Here is a 17,891-nt window from a genome sequence, read left to right as displayed (position 1 = left end):
AATACCTACACATGTGCGGAATCGTCGGTTACATCGGGAAGCGTGACGTCGCGCCCCTGCTCCTGGAGGGCCTCCAGCGCCTGGAGTACCGCGGCTACGACTCCGCGGGCCTCGTCGTCACCACCCCTTCGAGCGGCCGCCTGAAGATGGTCAAGGCCAAGGGCCGCGTGCGCGACCTGGAGGCCAAGGTCCCGGCCCGCTTCAAGGGCACGACCGGCATCGCCCACACCCGCTGGGCCACGCACGGCGCCCCGTCCGACGTGAACGCCCACCCGCACCTGGACGCCGAGGGCAAGGTCGCCGTCGTCCACAACGGCATCATCGACAACGCCTCCGACCTGCGCCGCAAGCTGGAGGCGGACGGCGTCGAGTTCCTCTCCGAGACCGACACCGAGGTCCTCGTCCACCTCATCGCCCGCTCGCAGGCGACCAAGCTGGAGGACAAGGTCCGCGAGACGCTCCGGCTGATCGAGGGCACGTACGGCATCGCCGTCATGCACGCCGACTTCCCCGACCGCATCGTCGTCGCCCGCAACGGCTCCCCGGTCGTGCTCGGCATCGGCGAGAAGGAGATGTTCGTCGCCTCGGACATCGCCGCCCTGGTCGCCCACACCCGCCAGATCGTCACCCTGGACGACGGCGAGATGGCGACCCTGAAAGCCGACGACTTCCGCACGTACACCACCGAGGGCACCCGCACCACCGCCGAACCCACCACCGTCGAGTGGGAGGCCGCCTCCTACGACATGGGCGGCCACGACACCTACATGCACAAGGAGATCCACGAGCAGGCCGACGCCGTGGACCGCGTGCTGCGCGGCCGCATCGACGACCGCTTCTCCACCGTGCACCTGGGCGGCCTCAACCTGGACGCCCGCGAGGCCCGGCGGATCCGCCGCGTGAAGATCCTCGGCTGCGGCACCTCGTACCACGCGGGCCTGATCGGCGCCCAGATGATCGAGGAGCTGGCCCGCATCCCCGCCGACGCCGAGCCCGCCTCGGAGTTCCGCTACCGCAACGCGGTCGTCGACCCCGACACCCTCTACATCGCGGTCTCCCAGTCCGGCGAGACCTACGACGTGCTGGCCGCCGTGCAGGAGCTCAAGCGCAAGGGCGCCCGCGTCCTGGGCGTGGTGAACGTGGTCGGCTCGGCGATCGCCCGCGAGGCGGACGGCGGCATCTACGTGCACGCCGGCCCCGAGGTCTGCGTCGTCTCCACCAAGTGCTTCACCAACACCACCGTCGCCTTCGCCCTCCTCGCCCTCCATCTGGGCCGCACCCGCGACCTGTCGGTCCGCGACGGCAAGCGGATCATCGAGGGCCTGCGCAGGCTGCCCGCGCAGATCGCCGAGATCATGAAGCAGGAGGACGACGTCAAGAAGCTGGCCCTGCAGTTCGCCGAGGCCCGCTCGATGCTCTTCATCGGCCGCGTCCGGGGCTACCCCGTGGCCCGTGAGGCCTCCCTGAAGCTCAAGGAGGTCTCCTACATCCACGCCGAGGCCTACCCGGCCTCCGAGCTCAAGCACGGCCCGCTCGCCCTGATCGAGCCCGCCCTGCCGACGGTCGCGATCGTGCCGGACGACGACCTGCTGGAGAAGAACCGCGCGGCCATGGAGGAGATCAAGGCCCGCAGCGGCCGGATCCTCGCGGTGGCCCACCAGCACCAGGAGAAGGCCGACGAGACGATCGTCGTCCCGAAGAACGAGGACGAGCTGGACCCGATCCTGCTGGGCATCCCGCTCCAGCTCCTCGCGTATCACACGGCGTTGGCCCTCGGCCGCGACATCGACAAGCCCCGCAACCTGGCGAAGTCGGTGACGGTGGAGTAGAGGCACTCCTTTCCGGGGCACGGGGACTGCGCGCGCACCGGCCCACAGCCCGCGAACTGCCGCCCGGCGGATGCGCGGGCCCGCGCGGCCGGCGCTACAAGCCCCCACCCGCCCGCACAGGCCGAACAAAGAGGGACGGACCCCCACGTGCTGCGACCACACGCACGGGGGGTCCGTCTTCAGCGCCGGGAAGCCGCCCAACTCCCCGGCCCGCGCGGCTAACCGGTGGCCGTCACTCCCCGGCCGGCAGCGCGTCGCGGGAGCGCCGTCGGCCAGTGCGCCGGCGCCGCGGTCGCCGCGTACCAGGCCACCGCCCCGGCGGCGACGGCGAACCAGCCCGAGACCTTGGTGAGCCCGTCGTTCTCCGCGAACGCGGCGACCGCGAGCAGCAGCAGCGACACGAAGAACAGTCCGTATACGCCCCGCCCGAGCCGATCCCCGCCGGCCGGCGTGAGAGACAGCGCCACCAGAGCGAACAACAGCAGGAACATCCCTGCCCCGTTGCCGGCGGCGACCTCGGACACGGCCCAGGTGAACCACAGCGCGCCGAGCACCGAGAACGCCGTACCACCGGCGGTGTCGCCCTCGCGCAGGGCCACCATCCCGGCGAGGAACAGGGCGACTCCCCCCACGTACTGGGCGATTGAGAGGGCGTCAGCGGCTGACACGCCGTCGATCACGGCGGTGTTCCCCAGCCCGAAGGCCAGCAGGGTGACTCCGAGGGCGAGTCGACCGGCCACGGTCGTGATTCCACTTCCCGCGGAGACGTCTTTGGCCACGGCGGGCCCCCTTCGCGCATGTGCAGTCGTGCGGTGTTCCGTATATGCCCTTCACAAGGGCACAAACACCTCTGCGCGCGAGGAGACTCACGCGGCGCGAAGGGAGTTGAAGCTCAGGGGATGACGATGACGGGCCGCTGCGCCCGCTTGGCGAGCCGCCCGGCGACCGAGCCGAAGATGCGGCCCACGAGGCCGTGGGTGGACCCGACGACGATCGCGTCGGCCTCGTACTCCCGGCCGACCTCCTCGAGTTCGTGGCAGATGTCACCGCCGCGCTCGACGAGGATCCAGGGCACCTCGGCGAGATAGTCCGCACAGGCCAGCTCCAGACCGAGCACCTCGGTGCGGTGGTCCGGCACGTCCACGAAGACGGGCGGCTCGCAGCCGGCCCACACCGTGGTCGGCAGCCGGTTGGCGACGTGGACGATGATCAGGCCCGAAGCGGAGCGATGGGCCATGCCGATCGCGTACGCCAGGGCGCGCTCACTGGACATGGAGCCGTCGAAGCCGACGACGACCCCGTGCTTGAAGGCGGGGTCGCAGGAATGGCGTGGCTCTTCCGCCGCCAGGGGCTCGGCCGCCGTGGGATCGGCGACGGGCCGCTTGCGGTCCGCGGGTTCGAAGAATTCGTGACCGGCCATGGCTGTCTCGGCGTTGTGATCCTTATACGGGAGGGACAACGGTGTGCGGCGGAGCTGTGTCCGGGAATGGTCTTCCCAACCTCATACCCTCAAGGGTACGGCGGCACGCCTCCTTAGCCCAGATCCCGCTCACAGTGCGTGCGGGTTCCAGGGAGCATGCATGAGGCACCGCCCGTAACGCAATGGTTGCTGCGCTGTACAGGCGGTTTGCACGAGATTCAACTGTCCGTTGCGGCGATCGGGACAGCCAGTGACCGACGCCCCCGCCGCGCGTTGAACCCCGTGAGTCACGCCACAAGGGAGCACCCATGTCCGCACCACGTCCCGCCGCCGAGGCGGACCGCGCGACCCCGCCGCCGCGGGACACCGCGACGGATGTGGTTCGCTGGGCCGCCTTCAGCTGCCTGCTCGTCCCGGTGGTACTCCTCGTCCACGGCGCCTCTCCGGCCGGAGCCGCCGGCACCGCCCTCGGGCTCGCGGCGGTCACGGGCGCCTGCCGGGTCCTGCTGCGCCAGTCCGAGCGCGGCGCGGCCCGGCTCGCGGCCGAGGACCGGGCACCCCACCGGGGCCGGCGCCACCGCACCGGCACGGGGTCGCACCGCGGCGGACGGCACACCGGAGGAGATACACCGGTCGGCTGACCGGTTTCCGCGCACGCGCACGCTGCTTTTCAGCCAACTTCTCGCACCTGTGCATCTGCGGGTCCCACCACCCCCCAACCCCCGTTCGACCTGCACGGAAAGGGCCTCAGGGGGTCGGCGCACCCTACGTGGATTGGCCACCGCGACAAGGCGCACTTCCCTGCACGCCCCACGAGTGCAACGCTTCGTGATCGAATGCTTCACGCCAAGTTGCCAAGTCGACAATGTGCCGAGTGCCGAACCGGCCACTTCGGCGCAACGGGACACAGTAGATTCGATCTTGACTGTCTACGGCGGGGGACTCGTGCAGGACCGAGGGGAAACGTGCAGGAGCGACACAACCGAGGAGCCGCGACCACCGAGGGGGGCTTAGCAGTATGAGCCACGACTCCACTGCCGCGCCGGAAGCCGCGGCCCGGAAGCTTTCCGGGCGACGCCGCAAGGAGATCGTCGCGGTGCTGCTGTTCAGCGGCGGCCCCATTTTCGAGAGTTCCATACCACTGTCGGTGTTCGGGGTTGACCGCCAGGACGCCGGCGTACCGCGCTACCGCTTGCTGGTGTGCGGGGGCGAGGACGGTCCGCTACGGACCACCGGAGGACTCGAACTCACCGCACCACATGGCCTGGAAGCGATCTCACGCGCGGGCACGGTCGTCGTGCCGGCCTGGCGTTCGATCACTTCTCCGCCACCGGAGGAGGCGCTCGACGCGCTGCGCCGTGCCCACGAGGAGGGCGCCCGCATCGTCGGACTGTGCACCGGCGCCTTCGTCCTCGCGGCGGCCGGCCTGCTGGACGGCCGTCCCGCGACGACACACTGGATGTACGCACCGACACTGGCCAAGCGCTATCCGTCGGTGCACGTGGACCCGCGTGAGCTGTTCGTCGACGACGGCGACGTGCTGACGTCGGCGGGCACCGCCGCGGGCATCGACCTGTGCCTGCACATCGTGCGCACGGACCACGGCAACGAGGCGGCCGGGGCCCTGGCCAGGCGGCTCGTCGTGCCGCCGCGCCGCAGCGGCGGGCAGGAGCGCTACCTCGACCGGTCTTTACCCGAGGAGATCGGCGCCGACCCGCTCGCCGAGGTCGTCGCCTGGGCGCTGGAGCACCTCCACGAGCAGTTCGACGTGGAGACCCTGGCGGCACGCGCGTACATGAGCCGGCGTACGTTCGACCGCCGCTTCCGCTCGCTGACCGGGAGTGCTCCGCTGCAGTGGCTGATCACCCAGCGGGTGCTCCAGGCGCAGCGCCTGCTGGAGACGTCGGACTACTCGGTGGACGAGGTGGCGGGGCGTTGCGGCTTCCGGTCACCGGTCGCCCTGCGTGGGCACTTCCGCCGCCAGCTGGGCTCGTCCCCGGCCGCGTACCGGGCGGCGTACCGTGCCCGGCGCCCGCAGGGCGAGCGGCCTCAGGACACCGACAGCGCACCGGGCGGTCCGGGGTCCGGCATGCCGGGCCACGCGGGACACCATCCGGGCCAGCCCGGCCAGGTGTCGTCGCCGCTGCACCCGGAGCACCCCGTCCCGCTCCAGTCCCGCCGTACGGCGGCGGCGAGCGCGGTCGGGCAGTCCCCGGCCCTGTCGGCGAGCCTGCCCGGGCAGCGCAGCGCGCCGTGATCGGGCCGCGGGGCCCGCGAGGAGCACGCCTCCTCGCGGGCCCCGCGGCTTTCCCGGCCCGGGCGGACCGGCCGGGACACGACGGGCCGTAGGGTGAGACACATGAACGATCGCATGGTGTGGATCGACTGCGAGATGACCGGCCTCTCGCTGTCGGACGACGCGCTCATCGAGGTGGCCGCCCTCGTGACCGATTCCGAGCTGAACGTGCTCGGCGAGGGCGTGGACATCGTCATCCGGCCGCCGGAGCGGGCGCTGGAGACGATGCCGGACGTGGTGCGTCAGATGCACACCTCCTCCGGGCTGCTCACCGAGCTGGCCGGGGGCACGACGCTGAAGGACGCCGAGGACCAGGTCCTGACGTACGTGAGGGAGTTCGTCAAGGAGCCGGGCAAGGCCCCGCTGTGCGGGAACTCCGTCGGCACGGACCGCGGTTTCCTGCTGCGTGACATGCCGACGCTGGAGACCTACCTCCACTACCGGATCGTCGACGTGTCGTCGATCAAGGAGCTGGCGCGTCGCTGGTACCCGCGGGCGTACTTCAACAGCCCGCAGAAGAGCGGCAACCACCGCGCGCTCGCCGACATCCGTGAGTCGATCGCGGAGCTGCGGTACTACCGCGAGGCCGTGTTCGTCCCGCAGCCCGGGCCCGACTCGGACACCGCGCGGACGATCGCCGCGAAGCACGTCCTGCCTGCTCAGTAGGCGGCAGAGGGGCCCGTCGGGGGCTGATGCGAAAGCCTGGCGCGAGCACCCCTTCGGACCCTGTACACTTTTTCTCGGCCGGTCGGAGACAAACACTGATCTCCAAGCCGGTCATGGTGGGTGTAGCTCAGCTGGTAGAGCACCTGGTTGTGGTCCAGGATGCCGCGGGTTCGAGTCCCGTCACTCACCCTGAGTCTTCAGCCGGTGGCCTCGAAAGAGGCCACCGGCTGAAGCGTTTTCCAGCGCGCCGGTCGAAATGACGTCCGCGGGGCGCGGCTACCGTCGGCGCCATGGACGGTGGACGCCCGGGATGGCGCGCGTGTGTGCTCGGCGGAGCGGTCTTCGCCGTCTGCATGGCCGGCACCACGCTGCCGACTCCCCTCTATCCCCTCTACCAGGACGAGTTCGGCTTCTCCGAGCTGACCGTCACCGTGGTGTACGCGCTGTACGCCTTCGCCGTGATCGGGGTGCTGCTGCTGGTCGGCGACGCCTCGGACGCCGTGGGCAGGCGCCCGGTGCTGCTGTGCGGGCTGGGCTTCGCGGCGGTGAGCGCCGTCTGCTTCCTGTGCGCCACCGGGCTCGGCTGGCTGTACGCGGGGCGGCTGCTGTCCGGACTGTCCGCCGGGTTGTTCACCGGGGCCGCCACGGCGTACGTGATGGAGCTGGCGCCGCAGGGCGGTGCCGCGCGGGCCACGTTCGTGGCGACGGCCGCCAACATGGGCGGACTGGGCTGCGGTCCGCTGCTGTCCGGGGTGCTCGCGGAGTACGCCCCCTGGCCGCTGTACCTGCCGTTCGTCGCCCACCTCGCCCTGGTGGCCGCCTCTGCCGTCGTCCTGCTGCGGCTCGCGGAGACGGTACGGGAGCGGCGGCCGCTGGGCGCCGTACGCCCGCAGCGGCCCGCGCTGCCCCCGCGGGTGCGTGCGGTGTTCGGTCCCGCGGCCACCGCCGCCTTCGCCGGATTCGCCCTGTTCGGCGTGTTCACCTCGGTCAGCCCGGCCTTCCTCGCGGAGTCCCTGGACGTGGACGACCACGCCGTGAGCGGGCTGCTCGTCGCGCTGGCCTTCTTCTCGTCGACGGCCGGGCAACTGGCGGTCGGCCGGGTCGGTGTACGGCGCTCCCTCCCGCTGGGCTGCGGCGTGCTCCTGGCCGGGCTGGGACTGCTCGCCGGGGCGCTGTGGTGGGACCAGATGCCGTTGCTGGTCGCCAGCGCCCTCGTCGGCGGAATCGGCCAGGGCCTGGCGTTCCGCGGTGCCCTGTCCGAGGTGGCCGAGGCCTCTCCGGAACACCGGCGCGCGGCGGTGATCTCGACCCTGTTCGTGGTGGCCTACGCGGGCATCTCCCTCCCGGTCATCGGCGTCGGCCTGCTGACCGGCCCGATCGGTCTGGAGGGCGCGGGGCTGGTGTTCATCGCGTGCATGGCGATTCTGGTCGTGACGGCGGCGGCCTACCTGGTACGCCGCCCGGCACCGGCTCGGGCGTGAGCACGTGCGGTCGTGGGCCCATGGGTGAGCCGGTGGAACGGCGAAGGCGGCGGCCCGGGTGCTGACGGAGGAGCCGGGCGTGCGGGCCCCGGTGCGGCTCCCGCTCTTCCACGTCTGCCCCGGGGTGATCAGCCCGTCCGGGATCGCCTGGCACGGCTGGTTCGGCGAGGCGGAGCTTCCTGGTCCTGCGTGCGCGGCGCTCCGGAGGTGGCTGTTCGTGCCGGACGGGGTGGAGGGGCCTGCGGCGGCTTCCCGGTCCCAGCCCACCGACCGCCGCCGGGCCGGGATCAACTCCCGTATACAGCCGAGCCGTTCACCCGGGTCGGCCCTGATCACGGACCAGCTCACCGTGCACCGGCAGGAGCCCGTACGACGCGGTCCGTCACGACGACGACCGGGACACCAACTCCGTGGCCAGGACCATCTGCCGGCGCTCCAGGCCGCGGGACGCGAGGGGACGGCGGTCGGCGACCTCCGTGAGCAGGAGGTCTATCATCCGGCGGCCCATTTCCTCTATGGGCTGGCGGACGCTGGTGAGGGGCGGCTCCATGTGGCGGGCGATGGCGGAGTCGTCGTAGCCGACGAGCGCCACGTCCTCCGGGATGCGGCGGCCCGCCTCGCGCAGCGCCCGGCGGGCGCCGGACGCGGTGACGTCGGAGGCGGCGAAGACCGCGTCCACGTCCGGGTGACGCTCCAGCAGGGCGGTCATGGCCCGGTGCCCGCCCTCCTCGGTGAAGTCCCCCGCCTCGATCATCCCTTCGTCCACCCACCGGCCGGCGTCGCTCAGGGCCTCGCGGAAGCCGTCGACCCGGCGCTGCGCGCCGTAGACGTCGAGGCGGCCGGTGATGTGGGCGATCCGGCTCCGGCCCCGGGACAGCAGATGCTCGACGGCCTGGCGGGCGCCGCCGTAGTTGTCCGAGTCGACCGACGGCAGGGTCTCCGTCGAGGAGCGCGGGCCGCTGATCACCGCCGGAATCTCCAGCTGGGCCAGCAGGTCGGGCAGCGGATCGTCCGCGTGCACCGACACCAGCAGGACGCCGTCGACCCGGTGCGCCGCCAAGTACTGCGCGAGGCGGCGGCGTTCCCGGTCGCTGCCCGCGAAGATCAGCAGCAGCTGCATCTCCGTGTCGGACAGCGCCGCCCCGACGCCCTTCAGCATGTCCGAGAAGTACGGCTCCGCGAAGAACCGGGTCTCCGGCTCGGGGACGACCAGGGCGATCGCGTCCGTACGGTTGGCGGCCAGGGCCCGGGCCGCTGTGTTGGGGACGTAGCCGAGCTCCGCCACCGCCGCCTCGACGGCCGCGCGGGTCGCGTCGCTGACCCGGGGCGAGCCGTTGATCACCCGCGAGACGGTGCCGCGCCCGACACCGGCGCGCGCCGCCACCTCTTCGAGAGTGGGCCGGCCACCGCTTCGGCCCCGCGCTCCGTGGGTTGCCATGGGCTCCGCCTTCCCGTCCACACCCGCACTCTGCGACTGGCCTGGAATTTAACAGGCTCGTCAGCCGTATGACCGCCGACGAGGGCTCGGCGCCCCCGGCCTTCCGGTTCGGCCGGACGGGCCGGGGCGACCGGCGCCCCGGCCGGCTTGACACCACCGGCCCGACTCCCACCGGTCCCGGGCGGGTCCAGTTAACAGCCCGATAACTGAACGCATCTCTCGTTGTCCGGTCCCTTGACACCCCCGCCGCGACCGGGGACTCTTCAACACATCACTGGTGGGAGCGCTCCCACAGTACCTGACACATACACAACCCGCACGTTCCCCACCCGAGCCTTAAGCGCGAAAAACGGTCCGACCATGCAGGTGGCCGGGGGGTCGGCACGTCAGGGCAACAGGAGGACGACATGCGAGCACGCATCCGAACCGCCCGCAAGGCGATGGTCGTCGCGGCCGTCGCGTCGCTGGGCGCCGGGCTGCTGGCCGGCTGTGCCGACGACGGCGGAGACGACGGCTCCTCGTCGGGCGGCAGCGGCGGCAGCGGCGGCAAGACCAAGATCACTCTGGGGCTGTTCGGCACCTTCGGGTTCGAGGAGGCCGACCTCTACAAGGAGTACGAGAAGCTCCACCCGGACATCGACATCCAGCAGACGGTCGTCGAGCGGAACGAGAACTACTACCCCACCCTGGTCAACCACCTGACCACCAACAGCGGTCTGCAGGACATCCAGGGCGTCGAGGTCGGCAACATCGCCGAGATCGTCAAGACCCAGTCCGCCAAGCTGCTGGACCTCTCCAAGTACGGCAAGGAGAGCGACTACCTCGACTGGAAGTGGCAGCAGGCCACCACCGAGGACGGTCAGACCATCGGCCTGGGCACGGACGTCGGCCCGATGGCCATCTGCTACCGCAAGGACCTCTTCGAGAAGGCCGGTCTGCCCACCGACCGCGAGGAGGTCGCCAAGCTGTGGGCCGGTGACTGGAAGAAGCTCGTCGAGGTCGGCGAGGACTACAAGAAGAAGGCGCCGAAGGGCACCACCTTCCTGGACTCCCCCGGCGGTCTGCTCCAGGCGATCCTCAGCAGCGAGAAGGACCGCTTCTACGACTCCTCCGGCAAGGTCATCTACAAGTCGAACCCGGCCGTGAAGGCCGCCTTCGACCTCACCGCCAAGGCGGCCGAGGACGGACTGATCGGAAACCAGACCCAGTTCCAGCCTGCCTGGGACACCACGATCGCCAACAGCAAGTTCGCCGCGATGTCCTGCCCGCCGTGGATGCTCGGCTACATCAAGGGCAAGTCGAAGCCGGAGGCCAAGGGCAAGTGGGACGTGGCCGCGTCGCCGAAGTCCGGCAACTGGGGCGGTTCCTTCCTCACGGTGCCCAAGTCCGGCAAGAACGCCGAGGAGGCCGCGAAGCTGGCCGCCTGGCTGACCGCGCCCGAGCAGCAGGCCAAGCTGTTCGCCGTGCAGGGCAGCTTCCCGAGCACCCCGGCCGCCTACGAGTCGGACGCGGTGAAGAACGCCAAGAACGAGATGACCGGTGACGCGCCGATCGGCACCATCTTCGCCGCCGCCGCCAAGAGCAGCCCGGTGCAGACGATCGGCCCGAAGGACCAGATCATCCAGCAGGGTCTGACGGACAACGGCGTCATCCTCGTCACCCAGGGCAAGTCGCCCGAGGAGGCGTGGGACACGGCCGTCAAGACCATCGACAACAACCTGGACCAGTGACCCGAATGGCAACCAGGCACGACACCGCCGCGCCCCCCGTGAAGGAGGGGGGCGCGGCCCCGGGCCGCCCGCCGGCCGACGCGGACGCGGAGGCGGCGCGGAAGAAGCGCGCCCGGCTCTCCCGTCGCTGGCAGCGCGACATGCGCTGGAGCCCGTACGCGTTCGTCTCGCCCTTCTTCCTGCTCTTCCTCGCGTTCGGCCTGTTCCCGCTGCTGTACACCGGCTGGGCCTCGCTGCACCAGGTGGAGCTGACGGCACCCACGGACATGACCTGGGCGGGCCTGCACAACTACACCCGCATCTTCGACGACGACTTCTTCTGGAACGCGGCGAAGAACACCCTGACCATCGGCATCATCTCCACCGTTCCGCAGCTGCTGATGGCGATGGGCCTGGCGCACATCCTCAACTACAAGCTGCGCGGCTCCACGTTCTACCGCGTCGTCATGCTGGCCCCCTACGCCACGTCGATCGCCGCCGCCTCGCTGGTCTTCGTACTGCTCTTCGGCCGCGACTACGGCATGATCAACTGGGCGCTGAACGCCGTCGGCATCGACCACGTCGACTGGCAGAACGACAAGTGGCCGTCCCAGATCGCCGTGTCCAGCATCATCATCTGGCGCTGGACGGGCTACAACGCGCTGATCTACCTGGCCGCGATGCAGGCGATCCCGCAGGACCTCTACGAGTCCGCGGCCCTGGACGGAGCGAGCCGCTGGCGGCAGTTCCTCCACGTCACGCTGCCCTCGCTGCGTCCGACCATCCTGTTCACGGTCGTGGTGTCGACCATCGGCGCCTCGCAGGTGTTCGGCGAGCCGCTGCTGTTCGACGCGAACAAGGGCGCCTCCGGCGGATCCCAGCACCAGTTCCAGACGCTCGGCCTGTACCTGTACGAGCAGGGCTGGATCAACCAGCACCTGGGCCGCGCCTCCGCCATCGCCTGGACGATGTTCCTGATCCTCATCGTGATCGGGGTCGTCAACTACGTCATCTCGCGCCGGCTGCGCGCCAGTAGCTAAGGAGAACCGGCCGTGACGACGACCCTGACGAAACCCCCGGCCGACGCGGTCCCCGAACCGCCGAAGCGGTCACGTGGCATGAAGGCGGCACGCGCGGGCGGGCAGCTGCACGCCGGCCCGGTGGCGTACGTCATCCTCGCCCTCTTCACCGTCATCTCGCTGTTCCCGCTGGTGTGGACGGCGATCGCCGCCTCGCGCGACAACCAGCGCCTGGCGCAGACCCCGCCGCCCTTCTGGTTCGGCTCCGGCCTCTTCGACAAGCTCGAAGTGGCCTGGACGGACGCCAACCTGGGCGAGGCGTTCCTCAACACCACCCTGGTGGCCGGCATCTCGTCGTTCACCATCGTGTTCCTGTCGACGATCGCCGGATTCGCCTTCGCCAAGCTGCGCTTCAAGGGCCGTGGCGCGGCGATGCTGGTGGTGATCGGCACGATGATGGTGCCGCCGCAGCTCAGCATCATCCCGCTCTACATGATGGTCGCCAAGCTCGACTGGACGGACCAGCTCCAGGCGGTGATCTTCCCGTCGCTGGTGAGCGCGTTCGGTGTGTTCTTCATGCGGCAGTACCTGATCCAGGCGCTGCCGGACGAGATCATCGAGGCGGCCCGGGTGGACGGCGCGAGCAGCTGGCGTGTGGTGTGGCACGTGGTGTTCCCGACCGCGCGGCCCGCGATGGCCGTCCTGGGCATGCTGATGTTCGTGCAGACCTGGAACGACTTCCTGTGGCCCTTCCTGGTCCTGACCCAGACCGGCAACCCGACCGTGCAGGTGGCGGTGGCGGGGCTGGGGCGCGGTTACACGCCGGACCAGTCGCTGATCATGGCCGGCGCCCTGCTGGGCACGCTGCCGCTGCTGATCGTCTTCGCGATCTTCGGCAAGCAGATCGTCGGCGGCATCATGCAGGGCGCCGTCAAGGGCTGAGTCCTGCCGCTGCGTCCTGCCTTCCCGGGGGCCGAACCACAGCCGCCTCGGCCCCTTTCCCCTCCCCCTCCACTCGTCGGTCCACACGACCCCCTTGGGAGCGCTTCCATGCCTGACTCCGAGAACCCGGCCACCGCGGTGTCCTTCCCGCCCGCCTTCCTGTGGGGCGCGGCGACGTCCGCGTACCAGATCGAGGGTGCGGTGCGGGAGGACGGCCGTACGCCGTCGATCTGGGACACCTTCAGCCATACGCCGGGCAAGACGGCCGGTGGTGAGACCGGTGACATCGCTGTCGACCACTACCACCGCTACCGCGAGGACGTGGCGCTGATGGCGGAGCTGGGCCTGGGCGCCTACCGCTTCTCCGTCTCGTGGTCGCGGGTGCAGCCGACCGGCCGGGGCCCGGCCGTGCAGAAGGGCCTGGACTTCTACCGCCGGCTGGTGGACGAGCTGCTGTCCAAGGGCATCAAGCCGGCCGTCACCCTCTACCACTGGGACCTGCCGCAGGAGCTGGAGGACGCGGGTGGCTGGCCCGAGCGCGACACGGCGTACCGGTTCGCGGAGTACGCGCAGATCGTCGGCGAGGCGCTGGGCGACCGGGTGGAGCAGTGGATCACGCTCAACGAGCCGTGGTGCAGCGCGTTCCTGGGCTATGCCTCCGGGGTGCACGCCCCGGGCCGTACGGACCCGGCGGCATCGCTGCGTGCCGCGCACCATCTGAACCTCGCGCACGGGCTGGGCGCGTCCGCGCTGCGGTCGGTGATGCCGGCCCGCAACACGGTCGCGATCAGCCTCAACTCCTCGGTCGTGCGGCCTCTTTCGCAGGACCCGGCGGATCTGGCGGCGGCCCGCAGGATCGACGACCTGGCCAACGGCGTGTTCCACGGGCCGATGCTGCACGGCGCCTACCCGGAGTCGCTGTACGTGGCGACGGCGGGCCTGACGGACTGGGACCACGTCCTCGACGGCGACCTGGAGCTGATCAACCAGCCGCTGGACGCGCTGGGCCTCAACTACTACACGCCCGCGCTGGTCTCGGCCGCGGACGCGTCGGCGAAGGCGCCGCGCGCCGACGGCCACGGGGCGAGCGACCACTCGCCGTGGCCGGCCGCCGACGACGTCGCCTTCCACCAGACGCCCGGCGACCGCACCGAGATGGGCTGGACGATCGACCCGACCGGACTGCACGAGCTGATCATGCGCTACACCCGGGAGGCGCCGGGCCTGCCGCTCTACATCACGGAGAACGGCGCGGCCTACGACGACAAGATCGACTCCGACGGCCGGGTGCACGACCCGGAGCGTGTCGCCTATCTGCACGGCCACCTGTCGGCGGTGCGCCGGGCGATCGCCGACGGCGCGGACGTCCGCGGCTACTACCTGTGGTCGCTGATGGACAACTTCGAGTGGTCGTACGGCTACGGCAAGCGCTTCGGCGCGGTCTACGTGGACTACGCGACGCTGGAGCGCACCCCGAAGACGAGCGCCCTGTGGTACGGCAGGGCGGCGCGGACCGGGTCACTGCCCGAGGTGGAGGCGGTCTGACCGACGGGGGGCGGGGGCGCGGCACGCTTAGGGGAGTGCCGCGCCCCACACCCTCGCAGCGGGGAGTGCTCGGACAGGACGCCGCCACCGGCGGGCCGCTCCCGTGAACTCGGCCGGGCCCTGGCCGGGTTGGCTGTGGCCACCGGGCCTTGGGACGGCGGCGGTGGCCACGGGGTTCCTCTTCCGGGGAATGGACGTCAGCCCTTGTTGGCGCCCAGGGTGAGGCCGCTGACGAACTGGCGCTGGAGCGCGAAGTAGACGATCAGGGTGGGGATCGCGGTGAGCAGGGCGCCGGCGGCGACCAGGTTGGGGTCGGTGAAGTACTGGCCGGAGAGGTTGTTCAGGGCCGAGGTGATCGGCATGTTCTCGCCGGTGGAGATGAGCACGATGGCCCAGAAGAAGTCGTTGTAGATCCAGATGGAGAGCAGGGTGGCGAGGGCGGCCATCGCGGGCTTGCACAGCGGCAGCACGATCTGCCAGTACAGGCGCCAGACGGAGGCGCCGTCGACGAGGGCGGCCTCGGTGAGCTCGTGCGGCAGGGAGCGCATGTAGTTGCTCAGCACGAAGGCGCAGAAGCCGGACTGGAACGCCACGTGGATGAGGACCAGGCCGAGCGCGGAGTCGTAGAGCTTGCCGCTCATGGTGATGCCGGGCAGGTCGATCAGCAGGTAGAGCCGGTACAGCGGGGTGATGATGACCTGCTGGGGCAGCAGGTTGCCGGCCGTGAACACCAGCAGCAGGAACAGGTTGAGGCGGAAGTCGAAGCGGCTGACGTAGAAGGCGACCATCGACGACAGCAGCAGTGTCAGCAGCACGGCCGGGATGGCGATCAGCAGGGTGTTGCCGAAGTAGTGCAGCATGTCCGACTGCTGGAAGGAGTTCGTGAAGTTGTCGAAGGTGAGCTTGTCGGGCCAGGACACGTAACCCTTGGTGCTGGTCTCCGCGTACGGCCGCATCGCCGCGAGCAGGGCCCACAGCAGGGGCGCGAGCCAGGCCAGCGCCGTGACGACGAGGAAGGTGTGCAGCAGGATCCGGGCGGGGCGGATCGGGGCGCGCTGCTTGCGCGGGGCGCTCAGGGTACTCATGCGCGCCGCTCCTTCCGGAAGGTGGCGACCAGGTACGGGATGATCACCACGAGGGAGATCACCAGCAGGACGACGGCGATGGCGGAGCCGTACCCGATGCGGCTGGATTCGCCGATGATGTTGTTGGTGACCAGGATCGACAGCAGTTCGGTGCCCTGAGCGCCCTTGTTGAAGACGAACACCAGGTCGAAGGCGCGCAGGGCCTCGATGATCGTGACGACCAGGACGACGGTGTTGGTCGGGCGCAGGGTCGGGAAGATGACGTTCTTGAACGTCTGCCACTCGCTCGCGCCGTCCAGCGCGGAGGCCTCCCGCAGGGCGGGGTCGACGCTCTTCAGGCCGGCCAGGTACAGGATCATCATGTAGCCGGCGTGCCGCCAGGAGGCGGCGACGAGGATGGCCCAGAGGTTGAGGTCCGGGTCGCCGATCCAGTCGATGTAGTGGCCGGGCTCGTTGGCGCCGATCAGGCTGTTGATCAGGCCCGTGTCCGGGTTGTAGATCAGCTGCCAGACGAATCCGATGACCGCCAGCGACATCACCACCGGCAGGAAGAACGCGGTCTGGTACACGCGGCTGAAGCGGATCTTCTTGTCCAGTTGCACGGCCAGGAACAGGCCGAACGGCGTGGGCAGCAGGATGAGCACCACGAACCAGACGACGTTGTGCTCGACGGCGGGCCAGAACTGCGGGTTGCTGGTGAACAGTTCCCTGAAGTTGTGCAGTCCGACCCACTTGATGGCGTCGAAGCCGATGCCGTCCCAGGTGGTGAAGGCCAGCGCGATCGAGGCCAGCGCCGTCAGCCACACCAGGGCGACGTGCAGGATCGTCGGCACGCCCGCCATCAGGCCGAGCGTGAGGCGGTCGCGGCGGGTGAGCAGCCGCCGGTGGCCGTGGGGCGTCTTGGCGGGCGCGGGTGCGGGGGCGGGTGCCGGAGCCGGCTGGGCGGCCGGCTCCGGAGCCTTCGCGGGGGTGGCAGTCATGTGGGATCCGAGTCGTCGAGTCTCCGTTCGGTCAGGAGGAGGCGAAGATCGTCTTCTTCTGTCGTTCGATCGACGAGAGGATGCTGTCGATGTTCTTGGGGTTGCGGACGAAGTTCTGCAGCGCGGGCTGCATCACCGTGGCGGTGAAGTCCGGGCGGGAGTCGCGGTCCATGAACTGTGTCAGGCTCTTCGCGCCGGAGATCATCTCGTAGGACTTCTTCTGCAGCGCGGTGTAGGAGGAGGTGTCGGCCTTGGTGGAGGCGGCCACCACGCTGGAGTCGGCCTTGAGGTAGATCTCCTCGGCCTCGGGCGTGCCCAGGTACTCCAGGAGCTTGACGGCACCCGCGCGGTTCTTCGGCGCCTTGGAGAGCATGAAGCCGTCGGTGGGTGCCTCGACGGTGTCCTGCCCGAACTGCGGGTCGATCTCCGGGAAGGCGAAGAAGTCCAGGTCGTCGAGGTCGGCCTTGTCGGTGAACTGCTGGCCGACGAAGGTGCCCAGGAGGTACATGCCGGCCTTCTTGGCCACCAGGGTCTGCGCGGCGTCCTGCCAGGTGCGGCCGACGGCGCCCTCCTGGTGGTAGGGCAGGATCTCCGTCCAGTGGTCGAACACCTTGCGCACCTTGGCGTCGGTCCAGGAGGCCTTGCCGGCCATCAGCTCGACGTGGAAGTCGTAGCCGTTGGTGCGGAAGTTGATCTGGTCGAAGGTGCCCATCGCGGGCCAGGCGTCCTTGTCGCCGAAGGCGATCGGGACCAGCCCGTCCTTCTGCATCCGCTTGCACAGGGCTACGAAGTCGTCCCAGGTGGTGGGGACCTCGTAGCCGTGCTGGGCGAAGAGGCTCTTGCGGTAGAACACCGCCCACGGGTACGAGTACAGCGGCACGAAGTAGTACTTGCCGTCCTCGCCCTTGCTGAGCTTGTGCATCGCCTCGGGGAAGTTGCCGCCGATCTTCTCCCACACGTCGTCGATCGGCGTGGCCAGCTTCTTCGAGGCGAAGAACTGCATGCGGTAGCCGGCGAACCAGGTGAACACGTCGTCGGGCGTGCCCTGCAGATAGGAGTTGATCTGCTCCTGGAAGGTGTTGTGGTCCTTGGTGTTCACGTCGACCTTGATGCCGGACTTCTTGGTGAAGGCGGCGTAGATCTCGGCGAACGCCTTCTTCGGCACGGCGTCCGACGAGTTGGAGCCGAGGCTGACCGTCTTCGGGTCGGCGGACGCGCCGCTGCCGCCGCAGGCGCTCAGCAGGGGTATGCCGGCTCCGAGCAGGGCCGCACCGCCCACTCCGCGCAGCAGGGTGCGGCGGCTGGGTGCGGGGAGGGAGACACCGGAGGGAGAGAGGTCGTGCATGAACGGCTCCTGAGGGCAGGGTTCGGCCACGAGGGTGTGGCGTGAATTCCGGTCGCAATCAACCAGAAATCAACTTGACCGAACACGGTGGCGCAATGACAGCCTCATGTCCGGTCATACGTCAAGAGCCGGTCCC

15 protein-coding genes and 1 tRNA gene are annotated in these 17,891 nt (G+C 69.9%); 10 read left to right on the top strand and 6 right to left on the bottom strand.

Annotation, left to right across the window (positions count from 1 at the left end; translation table 11 throughout):
- Positions 1-11: 11 nt before the first annotated feature.
- The gene (gene glmS, locus ABTX62_RS12870; RefSeq protein WP_352116190.1) at positions 12-1,829 is read left to right on the top strand and encodes a glutamine--fructose-6-phosphate transaminase (isomerizing); all 1,818 of its coding nucleotides are present in this window, start codon (positions 12-14) and stop codon (positions 1,827-1,829) included.
- Positions 1,830-2,047: 218 nt separating this feature from the next.
- Here the strand turns inward: glmS and ABTX62_RS12865 are convergent, their stop codons facing one another.
- Entirely contained in the window at positions 2,048-2,608 is a 561-nt protein-coding gene (locus ABTX62_RS12865) for a GPR1/FUN34/YaaH family transporter (protein ID WP_352116189.1), read from the bottom strand.
- A gap of 113 nt (positions 2,609-2,721) precedes the next feature.
- Positions 2,722-3,249, bottom strand: coding sequence for a universal stress protein (locus ABTX62_RS12860; RefSeq protein WP_352116188.1), 528 nt, complete (start codon positions 3,247-3,249; stop codon positions 2,722-2,724).
- A gap of 308 nt (positions 3,250-3,557) precedes the next feature.
- On the opposite strand from ABTX62_RS12860, the gene ABTX62_RS12855 reads away from it, so the two are divergent.
- The 5 genes from ABTX62_RS12855 to ABTX62_RS12835 all read left to right on the top strand — a co-directional run bounded on the left by ABTX62_RS12855 (position 3,558) and on the right by ABTX62_RS12835 (position 7,692).
- Positions 3,558-3,890 carry a hypothetical protein gene (locus ABTX62_RS12855; protein ID WP_352116187.1) on the top strand — a complete coding sequence of 111 codons (333 nt, stop codon included), beginning with the start codon at positions 3,558-3,560 and terminating at the stop codon, positions 3,888-3,890.
- A 377-nt stretch (positions 3,891-4,267) separates the two neighbouring features.
- The gene (locus ABTX62_RS12850; RefSeq protein WP_352116186.1) at positions 4,268-5,506 is read left to right on the top strand and encodes a helix-turn-helix domain-containing protein; all 1,239 of its coding nucleotides are present in this window, start codon (positions 4,268-4,270) and stop codon (positions 5,504-5,506) included.
- A gap of 102 nt (positions 5,507-5,608) precedes the next feature.
- The gene (orn, locus tag ABTX62_RS12845; protein WP_352116185.1) at positions 5,609-6,211 is read left to right on the top strand and encodes an oligoribonuclease; all 603 of its coding nucleotides are present in this window, start codon (positions 5,609-5,611) and stop codon (positions 6,209-6,211) included.
- 116 nt (positions 6,212-6,327) lie between these two features.
- A tRNA-His gene (locus tag ABTX62_RS12840) sits at positions 6,328-6,400 on the top strand.
- A gap of 101 nt (positions 6,401-6,501) precedes the next feature.
- Positions 6,502-7,692 (top strand): MFS transporter, encoded by a 1,191-nt coding sequence (locus tag ABTX62_RS12835; protein WP_352116184.1) that lies wholly within the window; start codon positions 6,502-6,504, stop codon positions 7,690-7,692.
- A gap of 382 nt (positions 7,693-8,074) precedes the next feature.
- On the opposite strand, the gene ABTX62_RS12830 is transcribed toward ABTX62_RS12835, so the two are convergent.
- Positions 8,075-9,130 carry a LacI family DNA-binding transcriptional regulator gene (locus tag ABTX62_RS12830; RefSeq protein ID WP_283973164.1) on the bottom strand — a complete coding sequence of 352 codons (1,056 nt, stop codon included), beginning with the start codon at positions 9,128-9,130 and terminating at the stop codon, positions 8,075-8,077.
- 407 nt (positions 9,131-9,537) lie between these two features.
- On the opposite strand from ABTX62_RS12830, the gene ABTX62_RS12825 reads away from it, so the two are divergent.
- From ABTX62_RS12825 to ABTX62_RS12810, 4 genes are all read left to right on the top strand, one after another.
- Entirely contained in the window at positions 9,538-10,860 is a 1,323-nt protein-coding gene (locus tag ABTX62_RS12825; protein WP_352116183.1) for an ABC transporter substrate-binding protein, read from the top strand.
- A gap of 5 nt (positions 10,861-10,865) precedes the next feature.
- Positions 10,866-11,879, top strand: coding sequence for a carbohydrate ABC transporter permease (locus tag ABTX62_RS12820; RefSeq protein ID WP_352116182.1), 1,014 nt, complete (start codon positions 10,866-10,868; stop codon positions 11,877-11,879).
- Between the two features lie 12 nt (positions 11,880-11,891).
- On the top strand, positions 11,892-12,800 hold the full coding sequence (locus ABTX62_RS12815) for a carbohydrate ABC transporter permease (RefSeq protein WP_102912406.1): 909 nt from the start codon (positions 11,892-11,894) through the stop codon (positions 12,798-12,800).
- Between the two features lie 108 nt (positions 12,801-12,908).
- Positions 12,909-14,345: a GH1 family beta-glucosidase gene (locus ABTX62_RS12810; RefSeq protein ID WP_352116181.1), complete on the top strand. Its 1,437-nt coding sequence runs from the start codon at positions 12,909-12,911 to the stop codon at positions 14,343-14,345.
- A 197-nt stretch (positions 14,346-14,542) separates the two neighbouring features.
- Here the strand turns inward: ABTX62_RS12810 and ABTX62_RS12805 are convergent, their stop codons facing one another.
- Genes ABTX62_RS12805 through ABTX62_RS12795 form a run of 3 tightly spaced genes read right to left on the bottom strand, consistent with a single transcriptional unit; the run spans position 14,543 to position 17,755 of the window.
- Positions 14,543-15,430 carry a carbohydrate ABC transporter permease gene (locus ABTX62_RS12805; RefSeq protein WP_283973160.1) on the bottom strand — a complete coding sequence of 296 codons (888 nt, stop codon included), beginning with the start codon at positions 15,428-15,430 and terminating at the stop codon, positions 14,543-14,545.
- Positions 15,427-16,410, bottom strand: a complete 984-nt coding sequence (locus ABTX62_RS12800; protein WP_352116180.1) for a carbohydrate ABC transporter permease — start codon at positions 16,408-16,410, stop codon at positions 15,427-15,429. Before ABTX62_RS12800 ends, ABTX62_RS12805 begins: the two co-directional genes overlap by 4 nt.
- Before the next feature lie 31 nt (positions 16,411-16,441).
- Entirely contained in the window at positions 16,442-17,755 is a 1,314-nt protein-coding gene (locus tag ABTX62_RS12795) for an ABC transporter substrate-binding protein (RefSeq protein ID WP_352116179.1), read from the bottom strand.
- Positions 17,756-17,891: the final 136 nt, after the last annotated feature.

Source organism: Streptomyces sp. NPDC096046, from assembly GCF_040303285.1.
Taxonomy (GTDB): Bacteria; Actinomycetota; Actinomycetes; order Streptomycetales; family Streptomycetaceae; genus Streptomyces.
This window is presented reverse-complemented; position numbering and strand designations above follow the sequence as displayed.

Bases quoted from the DNA above. Each gene is read 5' to 3' on its own strand.
- glmS (WP_352116190.1), top strand. From the start codon at position 12: ATGTGCGGAATCGTCGGTTACATCGGGAAGCGTGACGTCGCGCCCCTG.
- ABTX62_RS12835 (WP_352116184.1), top strand. From the start codon at position 6,502: ATGGACGGTGGACGCCCGGGATGGCGCGCGTGTGTGCTCGGCGGAGCG.
- ABTX62_RS12810 (WP_352116181.1), top strand. From the start codon at position 12,909: ATGCCTGACTCCGAGAACCCGGCCACCGCGGTGTCCTTCCCGCCCGCC.
- ABTX62_RS12805 (WP_283973160.1), bottom strand. From the start codon at position 15,430: ATGAGTACCCTGAGCGCCCCGCGCAAGCAGCGCGCCCCGATCCGCCCC.
- ABTX62_RS12850 (WP_352116186.1), top strand. From the start codon at position 4,268: ATGAGCCACGACTCCACTGCCGCGCCGGAAGCCGCGGCCCGGAAGCTT.
- orn (WP_352116185.1), top strand. From the start codon at position 5,609: ATGAACGATCGCATGGTGTGGATCGACTGCGAGATGACCGGCCTCTCG.
- ABTX62_RS12860 (WP_352116188.1), bottom strand. From the start codon at position 3,249: ATGGCCGGTCACGAATTCTTCGAACCCGCGGACCGCAAGCGGCCCGTC.
- ABTX62_RS12800 (WP_352116180.1), bottom strand. From the start codon at position 16,410: ATGACTGCCACCCCCGCGAAGGCTCCGGAGCCGGCCGCCCAGCCGGCT.
- ABTX62_RS12820 (WP_352116182.1), top strand. From the start codon at position 10,866: ATGGCAACCAGGCACGACACCGCCGCGCCCCCCGTGAAGGAGGGGGGC.
- ABTX62_RS12855 (WP_352116187.1), top strand. From the start codon at position 3,558: ATGTCCGCACCACGTCCCGCCGCCGAGGCGGACCGCGCGACCCCGCCG.
- ABTX62_RS12830 (WP_283973164.1), bottom strand. From the start codon at position 9,130: ATGGCAACCCACGGAGCGCGGGGCCGAAGCGGTGGCCGGCCCACTCTC.
- ABTX62_RS12825 (WP_352116183.1), top strand. From the start codon at position 9,538: ATGCGAGCACGCATCCGAACCGCCCGCAAGGCGATGGTCGTCGCGGCC.
- ABTX62_RS12795 (WP_352116179.1), bottom strand. From the start codon at position 17,755: ATGCACGACCTCTCTCCCTCCGGTGTCTCCCTCCCCGCACCCAGCCGC.